Below are 17,603 nucleotides of genomic sequence, written 5' to 3' on the forward strand. Positions count from 1 at the left end.
CGGCCGGATTACACGAAAATGCCGGGCACACACCGCAGTAGCGGTGGGCATCTGGGTCGGTGGTGTCGTGGCGCGCGCTGATCGGGTGGTGGCGGTGTGGTGCCTGGATTGGCCCGCGGTGGCGGCGGCCGCGGTGGCGGGGGTGTCGGCGGATCGGCCGATCGCGGTGTTGCGGGGGAATTCGGTGGTGGCGTGTTCGGCGATCGCGCGGGCCGAGGGGGTGCGGCGGGGGATGCGTAGGCGGGATGCGCAGGGCTGCTGTCCGGAACTTGTTGTTGTGCAGGATGACCCGGATCGGGATGCGCGATTGTTCGAGCCGGTGGTCGAGGCTGTCGACGCGACGGTGCCGGGGGTGGAGGTATTGCGGCCGGGGCTCATCGTGCTCGGGTCGCGCGGTGCCACACGGTATTTCGGCTCGGAGGAGGCGGCGGTGGTGCGGTTGATCGATGCGGTCGCCGTGACGGGAGCCGAGGCACAGATCGGGATCGCCGATGCCATGTCGACGGCGGTGATCGCGGCCAAGCGCGGCACGATCGTGGCACCGGGGGAGGGTGCGCGGTACCTCGCCCCGCTCCCGGTCTCGGAGCTCGCGCTGGAACCGAGCCTGGCCGCACCCGAGCGCAAGGAATTGACGGACCTGTTGCGCCGCTTGGGTTTACGCCGCGTCGGCGATTTCGCGCGTCTGTCTCCGGCCGAAGTGGCCTCCAGGTTCGGCGCCGACGCCGTCCTCGCCCATCGCACTGCTCGCGCCCTGCCCGAACGTCCACCGTCGGCGCGCCGCCCCGCCCCGGAACTGACCGTCGAGCTGGCCTGCGACCCACCCATCGACCGGGTCGACGCGGCCGCCTTCGCGGGCAGGCAACTGTCCACCCGGCTGCACGCGGTGCTGTCGGCGGCGGGCGTGGCCTGCACCCGGCTCGCCGTGACCGCGCGCACCGAGACGGGTGAGGAGCTGACCAGGATCTGGCGCTGCGCCCGCCCCCTCACCCCCGCCGACACCGCCGACCGCGTCCGCTGGCAACTCGACGGATGGCTCACCCGCCGCGCGCGCCCCACCGGCCCGATCGTCGCGCTCACGCTGGAACCGGTGGAGGTGGTCGCCGCCGGCGCCCTGCAACTCGGCCTGTGGGGCGGCGAGGGCGAGGAGACCGAACGTGCCCGCCGTGCCCTTGTCCGGGTGCAGGGACTGCTCGGCGGCGAAGCGGTCCGCATCGGCGTGCTCAGCGGCGGCCGTGGTCCCGCCGAACGCATCACGATGATCGCCCTCGGCGACGAACTGACCCCCGCCGCCGACCCCACCCAGCCCTGGCCCGGCCGCCTCCCCGAACCCGCCCCCACCCTGCTCCTGCTGCACCGCCCGGTCGTGCACCTGACCGCCGCCGACGGCACCCACGTCCGGATCACCGACCGAGGCCTGTTCACCGCCACCCCCACCCGCCTGCGCTGGGGCCGCAAGGAATGGGCACTGCTCGGCTGGGCGGGCCCGTGGCCGGTCATCGAACGATGGTGGTCCACCGCCGAACCCGCCGCCATTGCCGTGCGCGTCCAGGTCCAACTCGATGCCGACCCCACCGAGATCCGCGCTGTCCTCCTCGTCTACGACGCGACGCTATGGCACGCCGAGGGCGTCTACGAGTAGCCCTCGGTTCTAGAGTGAAACGACGCCTGTCCGGGATCTGCCCCGGAAGGCTCGGTCGCGGGAGGAGCGCTGTGAACCCATTCGAGGGCATGTTGTGTACGGCGGCCGCTGCCGACATTCCGCTTCTCGGTACCGCGGGGCACTTCACCGGCTGGCTGTGTATCGAGCATCCCGGCGCGTGGGGTGGTGATGTGATCGGTGACGAGGTGCTCGGCTCGGAGATCACCGCGGAACTGGCGGCGCGGACATCGGCTGCGCAGGTTCGGCCGACGCTGATCCGTCGTCCCGGCCGCAACGAGTTCACCGGTACACGCACCGTGCTGCTGGCCAGTTCGCGGCCAGCGGGGTCCTGGTGTGAACGGTTCGAGATCACCGACTTGCGCCAGCTCTTCGATATAGACCTGCATCTCGTCAACGGGTCGGCCCCGGGAGTCGGTGTGCGGGTAGATGACTCGGTGGTCCTGGTCTGCGCCCACGGCAAACGTGACCAGTGCTGTGCCCGGTTGGGCCGCCCGATCGCCGCGGCCATGGCCGCCGATTACCCGGGCCGGGTCTGGGAGGCCTCGCACACCGGTGGTCACCGCTTCGCCCCCGCGGTCGTCCTGCTTCCTTCCGGCCTCACCTACGGTCGCGTCGACGCCCCCGCCGCCAAGGCGATGCTCGAAGCGGCCGACGTCGACGAGGTCTCCCTGACCGGCCTCCGCGGCCGCAGCTGCTACCCCCCGATCGCCCAGCTCGCCGAAGTGGCTGTGCGCGAACGGGTCCCGGCCGACGCCACCGACCTCACCGTCCACCCCGACCCGGCTCCCACCCACGACCCGACCCTGGCCGGCGCCGCCATCGTCACCCACCGCGACGGCCGCCGCTGGCGCGTCACCGCCCGCACCGTCGCCGCCTCCCCTCGCCAAGCCAGCTGCGGCGCCGCCCCCAAACCGGCCACCTACCTGGAAACCGCCGCGGTGGAACCACTCCCGGAGACTTCCCACTCCGAACTCTGACGCGCGTTGGGAACCGGCGTCATCGCCGGGCTACCAGTGGGTGCCGGGGACCCAGCGGGCCGCGCGGCGCAGGGCAGTGCCGGTGGCTTTGCGGGCTGCCGACGGAGTCTTCGGATGAGCTGGAATCGCTACCTCGGTCGGCTCGACCGATTCCCCTTTGGCCGCAGGGGAATCCGGGAGAGCGCGGTAGTAGCGGTGCAGGATGCGGTCGCGGAGTTTGGGGGTGAGGATGCCGCCGTATTCGGCGAGCGTGCCGAGGGGGACGTCGATGCGTTTGGGCCGTTCGGTGAGGGCGCGGACGATCGTGCCCGCGGCCCATTCGGGGGATTCGGAGGGGCCCTGTTCGCCGCTGGGGGCGATCATCGGCGTGCGCACCAACGGCATGTGGATAGTGGTGAAAGTGACTCCATCGGCGAGGGTTTCGACCGCGGCCACCTCGGTGAACTTGTCCAGGGCCGCTTTGCTGGCGAGATAGGCGGCGAAGCGGGGGGTAGCCACTTGGACGCCGGCGCTGGAGATATTGACGATGTGGCCGAAGCCGCGTTCGCGCATCTGCGGCAGCAGCGCCAAGGTCATCCGCAGGGCGCCGAAGTAGTTGACCGCCATGGTGCGTTCGAAGTCGTGCAGGCGGTCGGTGGAGCGGTGGATGGCGCGGCGGATGGACCGGCCCGCGTTGTTGACCAGCATGTCGACGTGGCCGTGCTGGTCGAGAATGGCCTTGACGGCCGCATCAACGGATTCGGAATCGGTGACATCGCACGGATAGCCGTAGGCCCGCCCGCCCGCGTCGACGATCTCGGCGACCACCTCGGCCAGTTCGTCGGCGCGGCGCGCCAGCAGGAACACGACACCGCCCTTGTCGGCGACCGAGAGCGCGGCGGCCCGCCCGATTCCGGACGACGCGCCGGTGATCACGACATGCCTGCCGGTGAGATCGCGCCGCCGACGGCCTTGTTCACCTGGAGAAACCTGAGACATCACTGCTCCTTCGCAGCTCGTTTCCTCGAACTTACTCCGAAGTAAGTTCGAGGGCTAGACCCTCCAGGAAACTCGAAAATATGTTCGAACGCCTCTCGCTATTATTCGAACGTATGTGCGATACTGGTGTACATGGCGGACGATCGGATGGCGGACATCTATGCCGCGGTGCGGCTCGGCGGTGGCGACCCGGATGCGGCGCGCGCGGCGCTGACCAGGCTGTGGAGCGAAATAGGGGAAGGCGGCGACCCGTTGCATCGCTGCGTGGTGGCGCATCACCTGGCCGATGTGCAGGAGTTGCCGGAGGGTGCGTTGCTGTGGGATCAGCGGGCGCTGGCCGCGGTGTTCGGGCCGGGCATTCCGCTCGATGAGGGGCTGCGTGGGTTCCTGCCCTCGCTGTATCTGAACCTGGCCGACAGTCATCGCCGCGTCGGTGACTTCGAGATGGCGCGGATGCAGTTGGCGATCGCGCGCGGGCACCTGGATGTGCTCGCCAACGATGCCTACGGCGCGGTGATCCGCCAGGGTCTCGGGCATGTGGAGGCGGCGCTGGAATCGCGATCGATGGAGCGTTTGCCCGCGAGTTGAGTTGTGCGACAAGGGGAAAGGGGTGCGGTGATGCGGGGGTCGTGAGAGGAGTGGGTGCATGGGCTGGAGCAACGGTCCGCCGACCTGGTCGGAGCTGGAACGAGTGCTCTCGGGCAAGCCGAGTGGCAGGCCGGCCGAAGAGATGCACCCTGGCGACGGCGGCGACAGTCCGGCCTGGTCGCGCAAACGCGGCGAGTACCACGCCGCCGAGCTCGACCGGCCGACCGGCCCGACGGTGCCCTACGCGGAGCTGCACACCCACTCCGCCTACAGCTTCCTCGACGGCGCGAGCCAGCCGGAGGAGCTGGTGGAGGAGGCGGTGCGGCTCGGTCTGGAAGCGCTCGCGCTCACCGACCACAACGGGTTCTACGGGACCGTCCGGTTCGCCGAGGCGGCCAGGGAATGGGGAATGCCAACGGTTTTCGGTGCCGAACTGTCACTGGGAACCGATGCGAAGGCGGCGCCGGGCCGAGGGGATGCGGTCCGGCGCCGTTCTGTACCTCGGGGCGGAGTGCGTTTCACGCCGGGCACCGGGCGGGCGGAGGTGCGCGAAGCCGGTGTCGATGCGCCGGACTCGGTGCCGCGCACGGGTTCTCCCGACCCGGACGGTCCGCACCTGCTGATCCTCGCCAAGGGGCAGGAAGGGTATCGGCGGCTGTCGCGGGAGATGACGGCGGCGCACATGGCCGCGGGGGAGAAGGGGGTGGACCGTCCGGTTCGCCGAGGCGGCCAGGGAATGGGGAATGCCAACGGTTTTCGGTGCCGAACTGTCACTGGGAACCGATGCGAAGGCGGCGCCGGGCCGAGGGGATGCGGTCCGGCGCCGTTCTGTACCTCGGGGCGGAGTGCGTTTCACGCCGGGCACCGGGCGGGCGGAGGTGCGCGAAGCCGGTGTCGATGCGCCGGACTCGGTGCCGCGCACGGGTTCTCCCGACCCGGACGGTCCGCACCTGCTGATCCTCGCCAAGGGGCAGGAAGGGTATCGGCGGCTGTCGCGGGAGATGACGGCGGCGCACATGGCCGCGGGGGAGAAGGGGGTGCTGCGGTACGACCTTGACGCGCTCGCCGCGTCGGCGGGCGGGCACTGGCACGTTCTCACCGGCTGCCGAAAAGGTCACCTGCGCACCGCACTCGAGCACGACCTGAGTGCCGGTGACACACAATTACCGAAAGCCGAAGCGGCGCTGCGGGATCTGATCGAACGATTCGGCGCCGACCGGGTGAGTGTGGAACTCACCCATCACGGCATCGCCACCGATGACGAGCGCAACGCACTGCTGGTCGCGTTGGCCGATCGGCTCGATGTTCCCGTACTCGCCACCACCGGTGCGCATTTCGCCTCGCCCACGCAGCGTCGCCGAGCGATGGCGCTGGCCGCGATCCGGGCAAGGAGCAGTCTCGACGAGATGGCGGGCTGGCTCGCGCCCACCGGCGGCGCGCATCTGCGTTCGGGCGCGGAGATGGCGCAGTTGTTCGCCGAGTACCCGCACGCGGTGGCGAACGCGGTGGCGCTGGCTCGCGAATGCGCGTTCGACCTGGGGTTGATCGCCCCGAAGCTACCCCCGTTCGACGTGCCCGCAGGCCGCGACGAGAACTCGTGGCTGCGCGAGCTCGCCCTGCGCGGTGCCGCCGAGCGTTACGGCCCGCCGGAGCGGAATCCGCAGGCGTACCGGCAGATCGAGCACGAACTCGCGGTGATCGAGAAGATGAACTTCCCCGGTTATTTCCTGGTGGTGCACGACATCGTCGAGTTCTGCAAGCAGAGCGACATCCTGTGCCAGGGCAGAGGTTCGGCCGCCAACTCCGCGGTCTGCTACGCCATCGGTATCACCAATGTCGATCCGGTCGGCAACAATTTGCTGTTCGAACGGTTCCTCTCACCTGAGCGCGACGGACCGCCCGACATCGACGTCGACATCGAATCCGACCGGCGCGAGGAGGCCATCCAGCACGTCTACGCCAAGTACGGGCGCGACTATGCCGCTCAGGTGGCGAACGTGATCACCTATCGCGGCAAGTCCTCGGTGCGCGATGCCGCACGCGCGCTGGGCTTTTCGCCCGGCCAGCAGGACGCGTGGAGTAAGCAGGTGAGCCGCTGGTCCGGCGTGGCTGCCGAGACGGGCACCGACATCCCGGACGCGGTGCTCGAACTCGCGGGCGAACTCGACGGTCTACCACGGCATCTGGGTATTCACTCCGGCGGCATGGTGATCTGCGATCGGCCGATCGCCGACGTGTGCCCGGTGGAGTGGGCGCGGATGGCCGGTCGCAGCGTGCTGCAATGGGACAAAGATGATTGCGCCGCAGTCGGTTTGGTGAAGTTCGATCTGCTCGGCCTCGGCATGCTCTCGGCCCTGCACTACATGATCGACCTGGTGCACGAGCACAAGGGCGAGAAGGTCGAACTGCACGCGCTCGATCTCGCCGAAGCCGGTGTCTACGAGATGCTCTCGCGTGCCGACTCGATCGGAGTGTTCCAGGTGGAGTCGCGTGCGCAGATGGCGACACTGCCCCGGCTGAAGCCGCGCGAGTTCTACGACCTGGTGGTGGAGGTGGCGCTGATCCGGCCCGGCCCCATCCAGGGCGGCTCGGTGCACCCCTACATCCGCAGGCGCAACGGCAAGGAGGCGCCGGTCTGCGACCATCCCGCGCTGGAGAACTCGCTCGCCCGCACTCTCGGCATTCCGTTGTTCCAGGAACAGCTGATGCAGATGGCCATCGACGTCGCCGGGTTCAGTCCCGCCGAAGCCGACCAGCTGCGCCGCGCCATGGGTTCCAAACGCTCGCCGGAGAAGATGGAACAGCTGAAGGACCGCCTCTACCAGGGCATGCGCGACCTGCACGGCATCACCGGCGACCTCGCCGACCGCATCTACGAGAAGCTCTACGCCTTCGCCAATTTCGGCTTCCCCGAAAGCCATTCACAGAGTTTCGCCTCGATCGTGTTCTATTCGTCGTGGTTCAAGCTGCACCATCCGGCCGCGTTCTGCGCCGGGCTGTTGCGCGCGCAGCCGATGGGTTTCTACTCACCGCAGTCGCTGGTCGCCGACGCCCGTAGGCACGGTGTGCGCGTGCACGGCCCCGATATCAACGCCAGCCGCGCCGAGCCCACCCTCGAGAACGCGGGCACCGAGATCCGGCTCGGCCTGTCGGGCGTGCGCCACATCGGCACCGACCTCGCCGACCGCATCATCGCCGACCGCGACGAACACGGCCCCTTCACCTCGATGCTCGACCTCACCGGCCGGGTGGAACTCACTGTCGCGCAATCGGAATCGCTCGCGACCGCAGGGGCGCTGGACGTTCTGGTCGATACCGAACCGCGCCACGACGACACCGCGAATGGTCGCGTCGCACCACCGAGCGGGCTCGTCGCGGGCGACGGTCACGGTGGGATCGCGGCTGTTCAGGACCCCGACGCCGTGCCGGATCACCGTTTTGTGCAACGGGATTCGCGCGGTAGCAGCGTGCGACGGGCGGCGTTGTGGGCAGCGGGTGCGGCGGCCGTGGAGCGTCCCGATCGCCTACCCGGCACGGGTCCCGCCACCGTCGCCCCGTCCCTGCCCGGCATGAGCGCACTCGAACTCGCCGCCGCCGACGTCTGGGCAACCGGTATCTCGCCCGATACCTATCCGACCGAATTCCTTCGCGCCCATCTGAATTCGCTCGGTGTCGTCCCAGCCTGCGACCTACTGCTCGTCGAAGACGGCGCCCGCATCCTGGTGGCAGGCGCTGTCACCCACCGCCAGCGCCCCGCCACCGCCGCGGGCGTCACCTTCCTCAACCTCGAAGACGAGACCGGCATGGTCAACGTCGTCTGCTCGGTCGGCCTGTGGACCCGCTACCGCCGCCTCGCGCAGAGCGCCACCGCCCTGCTCATCCGCGGCCGTATCCAGAATGCCGAAGGCGCCGCCAGTCTTGTCGCCGACCACCTCGAACATCTCGACCTGCGAATCGTCGCCCGATCCCGCGACTTCCGCTGATCTCGCGGTAACCCCGTTGGTATCTTGGGAATTGGGGGTACAGCATGAACGCGCATGTTCGGCAGGAGTCGGAGTCCGCGGGGCCGGTGCTGGTCGCACGACGGACCACGTTCTTCGTGCTGATCGGGGATCTGGTTGTCTCGCTGCCGTCGATCGTGCTCAGCGGATGGCTCATCTGGGCATTGTCGGCGCAGGTCGGGGACTGGCTCGTGGTCATCGCCGCGCTGGTGTGGCCGGTATCGGGCGCGTGCGTTCTGCTCGTCGGTGTCCTGGTCGCCGGTGCGACAGCACAGGCCAACCGGTCCGCGTCGCCCGAGCACGCGGAAGTGGACGACGCGTGGGCGGCGGTCGCCGTCGTTGCCCGGATCGACGGTTCTCGCTATACGCCATGGGTTTACGACCTCGTATCGGTGAACGGAGAGGCGTACGGATACGCGACTGCGGGCCGACACGTCGTCGTGACCCGGCATGCTTTCGACGTGCTCACGCGAGGGGAACTGCAGGCAGTACTCGCGCACGAGTTGGGCCATCACTTGCTGGGACAAATGTGGTTACGGCGGCTGATCAAGTGGTATCGAAGTCCTGCCGACCTGCTCTTCAAGCTCGCTGTGGAAGTTGTGTCCAGGGTCGCGTTGTTGGTGCAGATCGGGCCTCGGTGGATCGCCCACCGACTGTATCGGGGGCCTCGGCCGGTCATCCTCCTCGGCGTGCTGGTGGTCGCCATCGTGCCGACCGCAGCCGTCCTCGGCTCGGGTTGGGCGCTTCTCGCCGTGTCGACCCGGTTTCTCGGGCTGCCGACCACACTGGTCGTGGTGGTGGTCCTCGTCGCGCAGCCCTTCGCGCGAGCCAGGCTGTCCCAGTGGCAGGAGTACGGTGCCGACCGAGTAGCAGTGGAACTCGGCTACGGCCAGGATCTTCGCGGTGTACTACGACGACAGCAGGCGGACTGGGACGCTACCCCTGCCGAGAATCGCCTACTGGCTCCCTTGATTCATACCCACCCGTCGCCCGAGAACCGCCGCCGCGCGGTCGAAGCGCTCGAACTTCAACGGCACCGGGCAACGGCCGACGATCAGCCGTCATGACCAGGTCGCGCGAGCGCGCCCGCTCCGGCTCTCCCACGCACTACGCTGCGAGCATGCGCAAGCTTGCCGTGGTGATGATCGCGTTGCTCGGACTCGTGTTCCTGGTCGGGTGTGGCGATGACGACAGCGAGGACCATGCCGGTAAGGCGTCCTCGCCCACCGTCATGGGTGGGCCGGCTCCCGCGGTGGCACCCGGGTTCCGGGAGGGCGCTCCGCAGCAGGACAGTCCGGCGCCGACGGATCAGTCGAATCGGAAAGAGGTGATCACCGGATCGGTGGATGTCACCTCCGGCGATCCGATCGCCGCCGCCGGGACTGTCACCGAGCAGGTTCGCGCGGTCGACGGGCGGATCGACAGCCGGACCGAACAGCCCGGCACCGACAAGCGCGCCGCGCGGGCCGTGCTCAGTGTGCGGGTGCCCGCCGATAAGACCGATGCCTTCATCACCGGGCTCGGTGGGGTCGGCACGGTGACCAGGGTCAGCACCAACCGCGACGATGTCACCATGCAGTGGCAGGACCTCGACGCCCGCATCAGGGCATTGCAGGCCTCCGTCGATCGGTTGAAGGCGCTGATCACCGGCGCCACCAACACCGCTGATCTGATCGCCGCCGAGGAGGCGCTGTCGAGCAGGCAGGGTGAACTCGACAGCCTCACCGCGCAGAAGCGCAGCCTCGACGATCAGGTCGCGTTCTCGACGCTCACCATCACCCTCACCGCCGATGACAAGAACGCCCCCGGCGACCCGGACAACTTCTGGGACGGCATCGTCGCGGGCTGGCATTCGCTGATCGACTGGCTGCAGGACGCGATCGTCTTCGTCGGCAAGGCCCTCCCGTGGCTCGGCTTCCTCGCGGTGATCGGTGGATTGCTCTACGCCGCACTGCGATTGCTGCGCAGGCGCCGCACCGGCGCGCACGCGACCACCGCCCCGGCAGCCACGACCCCGCCGCCCGCCGCCCCGGCAACCACCACATCCGGCGCCACCGCATCCAGCACGGCAGCATCCGAAAAGGAGACGCCCGGTGCCCACAGTGCGGGCGACGATCAAACCGAACAGCCGTAAAGGTCCACTCGTCGAAACCGCGGAAGACGGCACCCTCACCCTCTACGTCCGCGCCCCGGCCGTCGAAGGTAAGGCCAACAAGGCCGCGATCGAACTACTGGCCGAACACTTCGGCGTCGCCAAGTCCGCTGTCCGGCTGACCGCGGGCGCGACCTCACGGTTCAAGCGCTTCGACATCGACTGAGTCAGACCGCGCCGGGAAAGCCCAGCTGCCGCCACGCCTCGTACACCGACACCGCCGCCGCGTTCGACAGATTCATCGACCGCCGCCCCGGCAGCATCGGAATGCGCACCTGCTCGGTGATCTGCGGATCGGCCAGCACTTCCTCGGGCAGCCCGGTGGGCTCGGTGCCGAACAGCAGCGCGTCGTTGTCGCGATAGGCGACATCGGTGAAGCGGGTGGTGGCCTGGGTGGTGAAGGCGAAGACCCGGCCGGGCCGGATCGCCGCGAACGCCGTCGCGAGGTCGGGATGCACGGTCACCACCGCGAGGTCGTGATAGTCCAGTCCGGCCCGCCGCAGCTTGGACTCCGAGAGGTCGAAGCCCAGCGGCTCGATCAGGTGTAGCGCGCAACCGGTCCCCGCGGCCAACCGGATCGCATTGCCGGTATTGGGCGGAATCACGGGCTCGTGAAAGATCAGGTGCAGCACAGCGGACCACTCTGTCATGCGCCACCCCGTCCGCGCGCAGGCGGTATCTGGAACAATCGGGCTCGTGAACGAGGCGGAGACGACCGGCAAGCACCGGGTCGCGCGGTTGAGCGCGGGGGAGCAGTACCTGCGCAGTCATCTGCCGATGACCGTGGTGACCGCGCTGATCGTGATCGCGGTCGGCTTCGTGGCGTGGGATCGGTGGCGCCGTGGCGCGCTGATCTTCGGCAGTGCCGCGCTGGTGGCCGCCGCGTTCCGGCTGTGCCTGCCGACCGTGCAGGTGGGGTTGCTGGCCGTGCGCAGCCGCCCGTTCGACGTGGCCGCGCTGACCGCACTCGGCAGCGCCATCGTTTTCCTCGCGGCCACCATCAATACTCTCGGCGTCAGCTGAAAACAGCAGTTCAGGCGGAGGTCTTGTCCCAGAGGCTGTGGGTGCCGTTACTGCCGTAGCGCGCGCGGGCATCGCTCGGGCTGATCGTCGACCGGGTTCGCGGGGGCGCGGCGCCGGCGTGGTTGGCCAGGATCTGTCCGGTCATCTTCGCGACGTACGGGCTGGCCACGATCAGCCCACGGTTGCCGCGACGTGCGGCGGCCCAGACGAGCACCTTCCCCGGGATACGCACCGCGGCGTCGACAACCCGGGGCAGGTCGAATCGGCCCAGCTCGCGCATCCAGGCGGGCAGCGTCGAGATCGTCGCCAGCGACAGCAACCGGCCACCGACCGCGAACGGCAAACCCTTGCTCACCGACGGCCACAGCAGGAAGTGCATGGCCTCCACGGCCCGCTCGCTGACGCACAACTGCGGCCGAACGCGCTCGAAGTACGCGCGGACCTCGGCACGATTGCGCGGCACATCCGCGGGCTTGCAGGTCTGTAGTTCGGCGGCGATCACGCACTCGGCCCAGTACCGGTCTTCTTCGGCGGGACTCAGCGGCCCCGGCCCGAACATCTCGTAGGCCTTGAGCACGGAATGCCACCCGGTGACGTGGATCCACAACTGGGAGTCGGGGTTGTTGGCGCTGTAGCGCTTGCCGCTGATCGGTTCGACGCCCGTCATCGGCGCGTGCACCTTCATCAGGTGTTCGGCGGCCTGGATGGCGGTGCGGCCGTCGCCGAGCGCGACCAGCAGGAAGTAGGACAGCGTGTGGTCGAGACGGGTGGCGGGGTTGTCGTAGATCCCGTGCGAATCGGCGACCGCGGCGGTCAGGAACGGATCGAAGTGCTCGAGGGTGACCGCGCGCTGGAATCCGATCAGCGCGGTCGGCGCCGCCCACACCTTCCAGGTGGGGGAATCCGGCCCGAAGAAGCCGTAGTCGTCGCGACGCAGAGTCGACGCATCGAAAGCCATTGCACATGCCCCTTTGCCGTGCGAGGAAGATTGAATACAACACCACCGTAGCAATCACTCGACGGGAATACAACGGTTGCGTAGGATTTGTGCCGAAGGCTGACGGGTATCGTCGGCGAGCGAAAGGCAGGTGGGCGGGTGACCTCGACGCAGGAGCAACGACCTCGACGGCGCTACGCACCGCGCCTGCCGCCGGAACAGCGCCGCGCGCAACTTCTCGACGCCGCGTTCACCGTCCTGGGCCGGATGGAACTGCACGAGCTGAGCATGGAGGCCGTCGCGCAGGCGGCGGGCGTCGGAAAACCTGTGCTGTACACGGTGTTCAAGACCCGCGCCGAACTCGTCGAAGCGCTGCTGGAGCGCGAACGTGAACGCGGACTGGATCAGATCGCCGACACGCTGCCCGACGACCTGCTCGGCGCCGACCCGCTGGCCGCTGCCTCGGCGACCGTCGAAGCGTTCGTCGGTGTGGCACTGGCGAATCCGACTCGCTGGCGGCTGATCCTCGCCACCCCGGCGAGTGCGCCCGACGAATATCGCGCGGCTCTTCGCGCGTCGCGCGCCGAGATCTTGGAGCGTGCGGAAGCGCTTGTCCGCATGGGCATCTCAGTGCTGCCGAAGTGGTCGGGCATGGATGCCGGGCTGCTCGCGAGCTCGACCCTCACCGTCGCCGAAATGCTCGGCCGGCTCGGGGTCAGCGAGCCGGAAGAGTATCCGCGCGAACGGCTTCAGGCCTACGTCCGTTCGATCGTCACCCTGCTGACCGGGCAGTGAACGTCAGCGGTTCTCCCGCGCGAGGCGCATCGTCTCGGTCAGCAACTTCGACACCGCGGCGGCCTCGGTGAGGAACCCGTCGTGCCCGTCGCGCGAGTGCACGATCTCGAGACCCGCGCAGCCCGGCAGCCCCTCGGCCAGCTCGGCCTGAGTGTTCAACGGGTACAGGCGATCCGAGTCGACCCCGCCCACCACGCACGGCACCGATGTCGACGCCAGCGCGGCGGCGATACCACCGCGCCCGCGACCCACATCGTGGCGGTTCATGGCCTCGCTGAGCAGTACGTAGGTGGCTGGATCGAAGCGTTGACACAGCTTGTCGGCCTGATGCTCGAGGTAGCTCTGCACCGCGTAACGTCCACCGTTCCACGGGTCTTCGTCGCCCTGGGCATTGTTGGCGAAGCGGTGGTCGAGTTCGCCGTCGGTGCGGTAGGTCAGGTGCGCGATGCGCCGGGCCAGCCCCATACCGGTCATCGGCGCGCGACCGGTGCCGTGATAGTTGCCGCCCTGCCAGTCGGGATCGGCCGCGATAACGGCCATCTGGGTGGTCTGGGTGCCGATCTGATCGGCGGTGGCGCGGGCCCCGACGGCCAGCACGAGCGCGGCCGAAACCCGCTCGGGCAGGCCGATCATCCACTCGAGCACCCGCATGCCACCCATCGAGCCGCCGACCACCGCGCCGAGCCGCTCGATGCCGAGCACGTCGAACAACTGCGCCTCCGCGGTCACCTGATCGCGGATGGTCAGCTCGGGAAACCGTGCACCCCAAGGCTTTCCGTCGGGCGCGAGCGAGGCAGGCCCGGTGCTGCCCTTGCAGCCGCCGAGCACATTGGTGGCGATCACGCACCATTCATCGGTGTCGATCGGCGCGCCGGGCCCGACCATGCCCTCCCACCAGCCGGGCGCCCCGTCGGGCCCACCGATGACATGGGAGTCACCGGTGAGCGCGTGTTCGACGAGCACCACATTGTCCAGCGTGGGCGAGAGCTCGCCCCAGCGTTGCACCGCCAGCCGCACATCGCGGACTTCGGCGCCGTTCTCCAGCGCCACGTCCCCGATGGCGATCACGCCGACACGCCCGTCCGGGGGTGGCAGCAGGGCCACCCCGGTTCCGGGTCGGGCGATCGGCGATTCGGTGCTCACAGTCACGTCGTCGCCGCCGCGAACCCGGCCCGCAGATCGGCCAGAATGTCGTCGATTCCCTCGATGCCCACCGCGAGCCTGACCAGGCCGGGAGTGACACCGGCCGCCAGCTGCTCTTCGGGCGTCAACTGCGAGTGCGTGGTCGACGCCGGGTGAATCACGAGAGAACGCACATCACCGATGTTAGCTACATGGCTGTGCAGGCTGAGCGCGTCCACGAACTTCTTGCCCGCATCGACACCACCCGCCAGCTCGAACGCCACGATCGCGCCAGCGCCCCTCGGGGCCAGCTCCTTGGCCCGCGCGTGCCAGGGCGAGGACTCGAGGCCCGCGTAGAACACGGCGTCGACGCCCGGCTGCTCGGCGACGAACTTCGCGACCGTCTCGGCATTGCTGACATGCCGTTCGACCCGCAAGCTCAGCGTCTCGATGCCTTGGGCGATGAGAAAGGCGTTGAACGGCGAGACCGCCGCGCCCAGATCGCGCAGCAACTGCACGCGCGCCTTCAACGCGAACGCGGGCGCGCCGAGATCGGCGAACACCGCACCGTGATAGCTGGGGTCGGGCTCGGTGAAGCCGGGGAAACGCGCGTTGCCATCGGCGTCGCGCACGGTCCAGTCGAAGGTGCCGCCGTCGACGATGACACCCGCCACGGCCGCACCGTGCCCGCCCAGGTACTTCGTCGCCGAATGCACGACGATGTCGGCGCCGTGCGCCAGCGGCTGGATCAGGTAGGGAGTGGCGACGGTGTTGTCGACGATCAGCGGAAGGCCGTGTGCGTGCGCGATGCCGGCGATACCGGGAATGTCGAACACCGCGCTGCTCGGGTTGGCGATGGTCTCGCCGTAGAACGCCTTGGTGTTCGGCTGGATCGCGGCTTCCCACTGCGCGAGATCATCGGGATCCTCGACGAACGAGACCGTGATCCCCAGCTTGGGCAGCGAGTAGTGGAAGAGGTTGTAGGTGCCGCCGTAGAGGTGCGGGCTGGACACGATGTGGTCGCCCGCGCCCGCCAGGTTCAGGATCGCGTAGGTCTCCGCGGCCTGGCCGGAGGCCACCAGCAGCGCCGCGACGCCACCTTCCAGCGCGGCCACGCGCTGCTCCACCGCGTCTTGGGTGGGGTTCATGATCCGGGTGTAGATGTTGCCCGGCTCGGCGAGACCGAACAGCGCGGCGGCGTGCTCGGTGTCGCGGAACGCGTACGAGGTGGTCTGGTAGATCGGCAGTGCGCGCGCGCCGGTGGCGGCGTCGGGTGCCTGGCCGGAGTGGATCTGCTTGGTCTCGAAGGACCAGTTCTCGGGCAGGGATGAGTCGGTCATGTCGTGCTCCAAATGGGTGTCAGCCGGGGGATCTCGTCAATTGGGTCGGATCGACTGGCAACAACACATGGGGGCCTCCTGCAATGCGCGCTTGCTCTCGACTTTCGAGAGCCCGGTCATCACCCGGAGCACCCCACCGCAGCTGGAGGGTTGCCGACCAGCGAGCCGGGGCTTGGCGCTGGTACTCATGACCTTGCCGTCATGTTAACCGGACATCTCCCGCAGGCGGAAACTTCCCCCGCATTTCGGCTGAAGATCACTCGTTCGACGGTGTTCGAACATTCGGGCACGAGCTGATGCCTCGCCGCCGCGGTGCCGATCGCAGGCTGACCGGGCGCGCGTCACCACGCGGGCCCGGTTGTTACCGTTCAGTAGCCGGTCAGGGCCCGATCGGGTACCGAAGGGCGGTCGGGGCGGGGTGGCTTCGCGCCGTCCCGCACAGTGGGGCCTCCCGTCGCGGTGAGGTGGGGGACAGCAGTACGCTCGTCTTGTTTGCACCACACGTCCCGCAGACAACGCGGGGCATATACGTTGTCTGTTGGAACTGCTGGGGTCCGCTCACAAGCGTGTTCGCCTAGCCGTGCAATAAGGGCACCCACCGAGGAGGACACGAAGATCCATGTCCAAGATCAAGGTTGAAGGCACCGTTGTAGAACTCGACGGCGACGAGATGACCCGGATCATCTGGCAGTTCATCAAGGACAAGCTGATCCATCCCTATCTCGACGTGAACCTCGAGTACTACGACCTCGGCATCGAGTACCGCGACAAGACTGACGACCAGGTCACCGTCGACGCGGCCAATGCCATCAAGAAGTACGGCGTGGGCGTCAAGTGCGCCACCATCACCCCCGACGAAGCGCGGGTGAAAGAGTTCGGCCTCAAGAAAATGTGGCGCTCGCCCAACGGCACCATCCGAAACATTCTGGGTGGCACCATCTTCCGCGCGCCGATCATCATCTCCAACGTGCCACGCCTGGTGCCCGGCTGGACCAAGCCGATCATCATCGGCCGTCACGCCTTCGGCGACCAGTACCGCGCCACCGACTTCAAGGTCTACGAGGCGGGTACCGTCACGCTGACCTTCACCCCGGAGGACGGCAGCGAGCCGATCATCCACGAGGTCGTGAAGATGCCCGAAGACGGCGGCGTCGTCATGGGTATGTACAACTTCAAGAAGTCGATCGAAGACTTCGCGCGGGCCTCGTTCAACTACGGCCTGCAGCAGAACTACCCGGTGTACCTCTCCACGAAGAACACCATCCTCAAGGCCTACGACGGCATGTTCAAAGACACCTTCCAGGAAGTCTTCGACGCCGAGTTCAAGGCCGAGTTCGACGCGGCGGGCCTCACCTACGAGCACCGCCTGATCGACGACATGGTCGCCTCCTCCATGAAATGGGAGGGCGGCTACGTCTGGGCCTGCAAGAACTACGACGGCGATGTGCAGTCCGACACCGTGGCTCAGGGCTTCGGCTCGCTCGGCCTGATGACCTCGGTGCTGCTCACCCCGGACGGCAAGACCTGTGAGGCCGAGGCCGCGCACGGCACGGTCACCCGGCACTACCGCCAGCACCAGCAGGGCAAGCCGACCTCGACCAACCCGATCGCGTCGATCTTCGCCTGGACCCGTGGCCTCGAACACCGCGGCAAGCTGGACAACACCCCCGAGGTGATCGGCTTCGCGCAGGCGCTCGAGGACGTGGTCATCAAGACCGTCGAAGGCGGTCAGATGACGAAGGACCTCGCCGCGCTCGTCGGTGGGGACCAGGGTTACCTGAGCACCGAGGAATTCCTCGGCGCGCTCGATGTGAACCTGGCTCGCGCTCTGAAGTGATGTGCTGCGTTCCGCGCTGAACCGCGAAACCACACGACTGTAAGAAGGTGCTCGCATCGAATCCGATGCGAGCACTTTCTGCGTCCGTACCCGGTGGTTGTTCCCACGGTGGGCTAACTCACGCTCATCTCGGGTAGCGGATGGGTATCTGTGCCCGTTGCATGGAAGCGTGACTTCTTCCACTGCAGCCCCC

The 17,603-nt window shown here is 68.2% G+C and carries 14 protein-coding genes, 2 pseudogenes and 1 riboswitch; of the genes and pseudogenes, 11 read left to right on the forward strand and 5 right to left on the reverse strand.

The window, feature by feature from the left end; all coding sequences use genetic code 11:
- The first annotated feature begins 67 nt into the window (after positions 1 to 67).
- Together ACQHI0_RS33315 and ACQHI0_RS33320 are read left to right on the forward strand one after the other, a co-directional pair.
- Complete coding sequence (locus ACQHI0_RS33315) at positions 68 to 1,639, forward strand: DNA polymerase Y family protein (RefSeq protein WP_427909378.1); 1,572 nt, start codon at positions 68 to 70, stop codon at positions 1,637 to 1,639.
- A gap of 89 nt (positions 1,640 to 1,728) precedes the next feature.
- A complete protein-coding gene (locus tag ACQHI0_RS33320; RefSeq protein WP_427909379.1) occupies positions 1,729 to 2,637 on the forward strand; it encodes a sucrase ferredoxin in 909 nt (302 codons plus the stop codon).
- Positions 2,638 to 2,667: 30 nt separating this feature from the next.
- Here the strand turns inward: ACQHI0_RS33320 and ACQHI0_RS33325 are convergent, their stop codons facing one another.
- Entirely contained in the window at positions 2,668 to 3,615 is a 948-nt protein-coding gene (locus tag ACQHI0_RS33325; RefSeq protein WP_427905651.1) for an SDR family NAD(P)-dependent oxidoreductase, read from the reverse strand.
- Positions 3,616 to 3,747: 132 nt separating this feature from the next.
- Here ACQHI0_RS33325 and ACQHI0_RS33330 point away from each other — a divergent pair, with 132 nt between their 5' ends.
- From ACQHI0_RS33330 to ACQHI0_RS33355, 6 genes and pseudogenes are all read left to right on the forward strand, one after another.
- Positions 3,748 to 4,203: a hypothetical protein gene (locus ACQHI0_RS33330; protein ID WP_427905652.1), complete on the forward strand. Its 456-nt coding sequence runs from the start codon at positions 3,748 to 3,750 to the stop codon at positions 4,201 to 4,203.
- Between the two features lie 142 nt (positions 4,204 to 4,345).
- Positions 4,346 to 4,585 (forward strand): annotated as a pseudogene (locus ACQHI0_RS33335) (PHP domain-containing protein); the annotation flags it as partial.
- Between the two features lie 328 nt (positions 4,586 to 4,913).
- Positions 4,914 to 8,186 (forward strand): annotated as a pseudogene (locus tag ACQHI0_RS33340) (error-prone DNA polymerase); the annotation flags it as partial.
- Between the two features lie 44 nt (positions 8,187 to 8,230).
- A complete protein-coding gene (locus tag ACQHI0_RS33345; protein ID WP_427905653.1) occupies positions 8,231 to 9,271 on the forward strand; it encodes a M48 family metallopeptidase in 1,041 nt (346 codons plus the stop codon).
- Positions 9,272 to 9,324: 53 nt separating this feature from the next.
- The gene (locus ACQHI0_RS33350; RefSeq protein ID WP_427905654.1) at positions 9,325 to 10,338 is read left to right on the forward strand and encodes a DUF4349 domain-containing protein; all 1,014 of its coding nucleotides are present in this window, start codon (positions 9,325 to 9,327) and stop codon (positions 10,336 to 10,338) included.
- Complete coding sequence (locus ACQHI0_RS33355) at positions 10,298 to 10,522, forward strand: DUF167 domain-containing protein (RefSeq protein WP_427905655.1); 225 nt, start codon at positions 10,298 to 10,300, stop codon at positions 10,520 to 10,522. The genes ACQHI0_RS33350 and ACQHI0_RS33355 overlap by 41 nt, the downstream gene beginning before the upstream one ends.
- A 1-nt stretch (position 10,523) precedes the next feature.
- Here ACQHI0_RS33355 and ACQHI0_RS33360 read toward each other — a convergent pair whose 3' ends face one another.
- Complete coding sequence (locus tag ACQHI0_RS33360) at positions 10,524 to 11,006, reverse strand: tRNA (cytidine(34)-2'-O)-methyltransferase (protein WP_427905656.1); 483 nt, start codon at positions 11,004 to 11,006, stop codon at positions 10,524 to 10,526.
- Positions 11,007 to 11,052: 46 nt separating this feature from the next.
- Between ACQHI0_RS33360 and ACQHI0_RS33365 the strand changes: the two genes are divergently transcribed.
- Positions 11,053 to 11,379: a DUF3017 domain-containing protein gene (locus tag ACQHI0_RS33365; protein ID WP_235569656.1), complete on the forward strand. Its 327-nt coding sequence runs from the start codon at positions 11,053 to 11,055 to the stop codon at positions 11,377 to 11,379.
- 10 nt (positions 11,380 to 11,389) lie between these two features.
- Here ACQHI0_RS33365 and ACQHI0_RS33370 read toward each other — a convergent pair whose 3' ends face one another.
- Positions 11,390 to 12,337, reverse strand: coding sequence for an oxygenase MpaB family protein (locus tag ACQHI0_RS33370; protein ID WP_427905657.1), 948 nt, complete (start codon positions 12,335 to 12,337; stop codon positions 11,390 to 11,392).
- Positions 12,338 to 12,475: 138 nt separating this feature from the next.
- Between ACQHI0_RS33370 and ACQHI0_RS33375 the strand changes: the two genes are divergently transcribed.
- A complete protein-coding gene (locus ACQHI0_RS33375) occupies positions 12,476 to 13,111 on the forward strand; it encodes a TetR/AcrR family transcriptional regulator (RefSeq protein ID WP_427905658.1) in 636 nt (211 codons plus the stop codon).
- Positions 13,112 to 13,114: 3 nt separating this feature from the next.
- On the opposite strand, the gene metX is transcribed toward ACQHI0_RS33375, so the two are convergent.
- A complete protein-coding gene (metX, locus tag ACQHI0_RS33380) occupies positions 13,115 to 14,260 on the reverse strand; it encodes a homoserine O-acetyltransferase MetX (RefSeq protein WP_427905659.1) in 1,146 nt (381 codons plus the stop codon).
- On the reverse strand, positions 14,257 to 15,573 hold the full coding sequence (locus ACQHI0_RS33385) for a bifunctional o-acetylhomoserine/o-acetylserine sulfhydrylase (protein WP_427905660.1): 1,317 nt from the start codon (positions 15,571 to 15,573) through the stop codon (positions 14,257 to 14,259). Before ACQHI0_RS33385 ends, metX begins: the two co-directional genes overlap by 4 nt.
- Before the next feature lie 82 nt (positions 15,574 to 15,655).
- Positions 15,656 to 15,766: riboswitch (SAM riboswitch) on the reverse strand.
- Between the two features lie 426 nt (positions 15,767 to 16,192).
- On the opposite strand from ACQHI0_RS33385, the gene ACQHI0_RS33390 reads away from it, so the two are divergent.
- Positions 16,193 to 17,410: an NADP-dependent isocitrate dehydrogenase gene (locus ACQHI0_RS33390; protein WP_067447965.1), complete on the forward strand. Its 1,218-nt coding sequence runs from the start codon at positions 16,193 to 16,195 to the stop codon at positions 17,408 to 17,410.
- The last annotated feature ends 193 nt before the right edge of the window (positions 17,411 to 17,603 follow it).

Origin of the sequence: Nocardia sp. FBN12 (assembly GCF_050320175.1) — a bacterium.
GTDB lineage: Bacteria > Actinomycetota > Actinomycetes > Mycobacteriales > Mycobacteriaceae > Nocardia.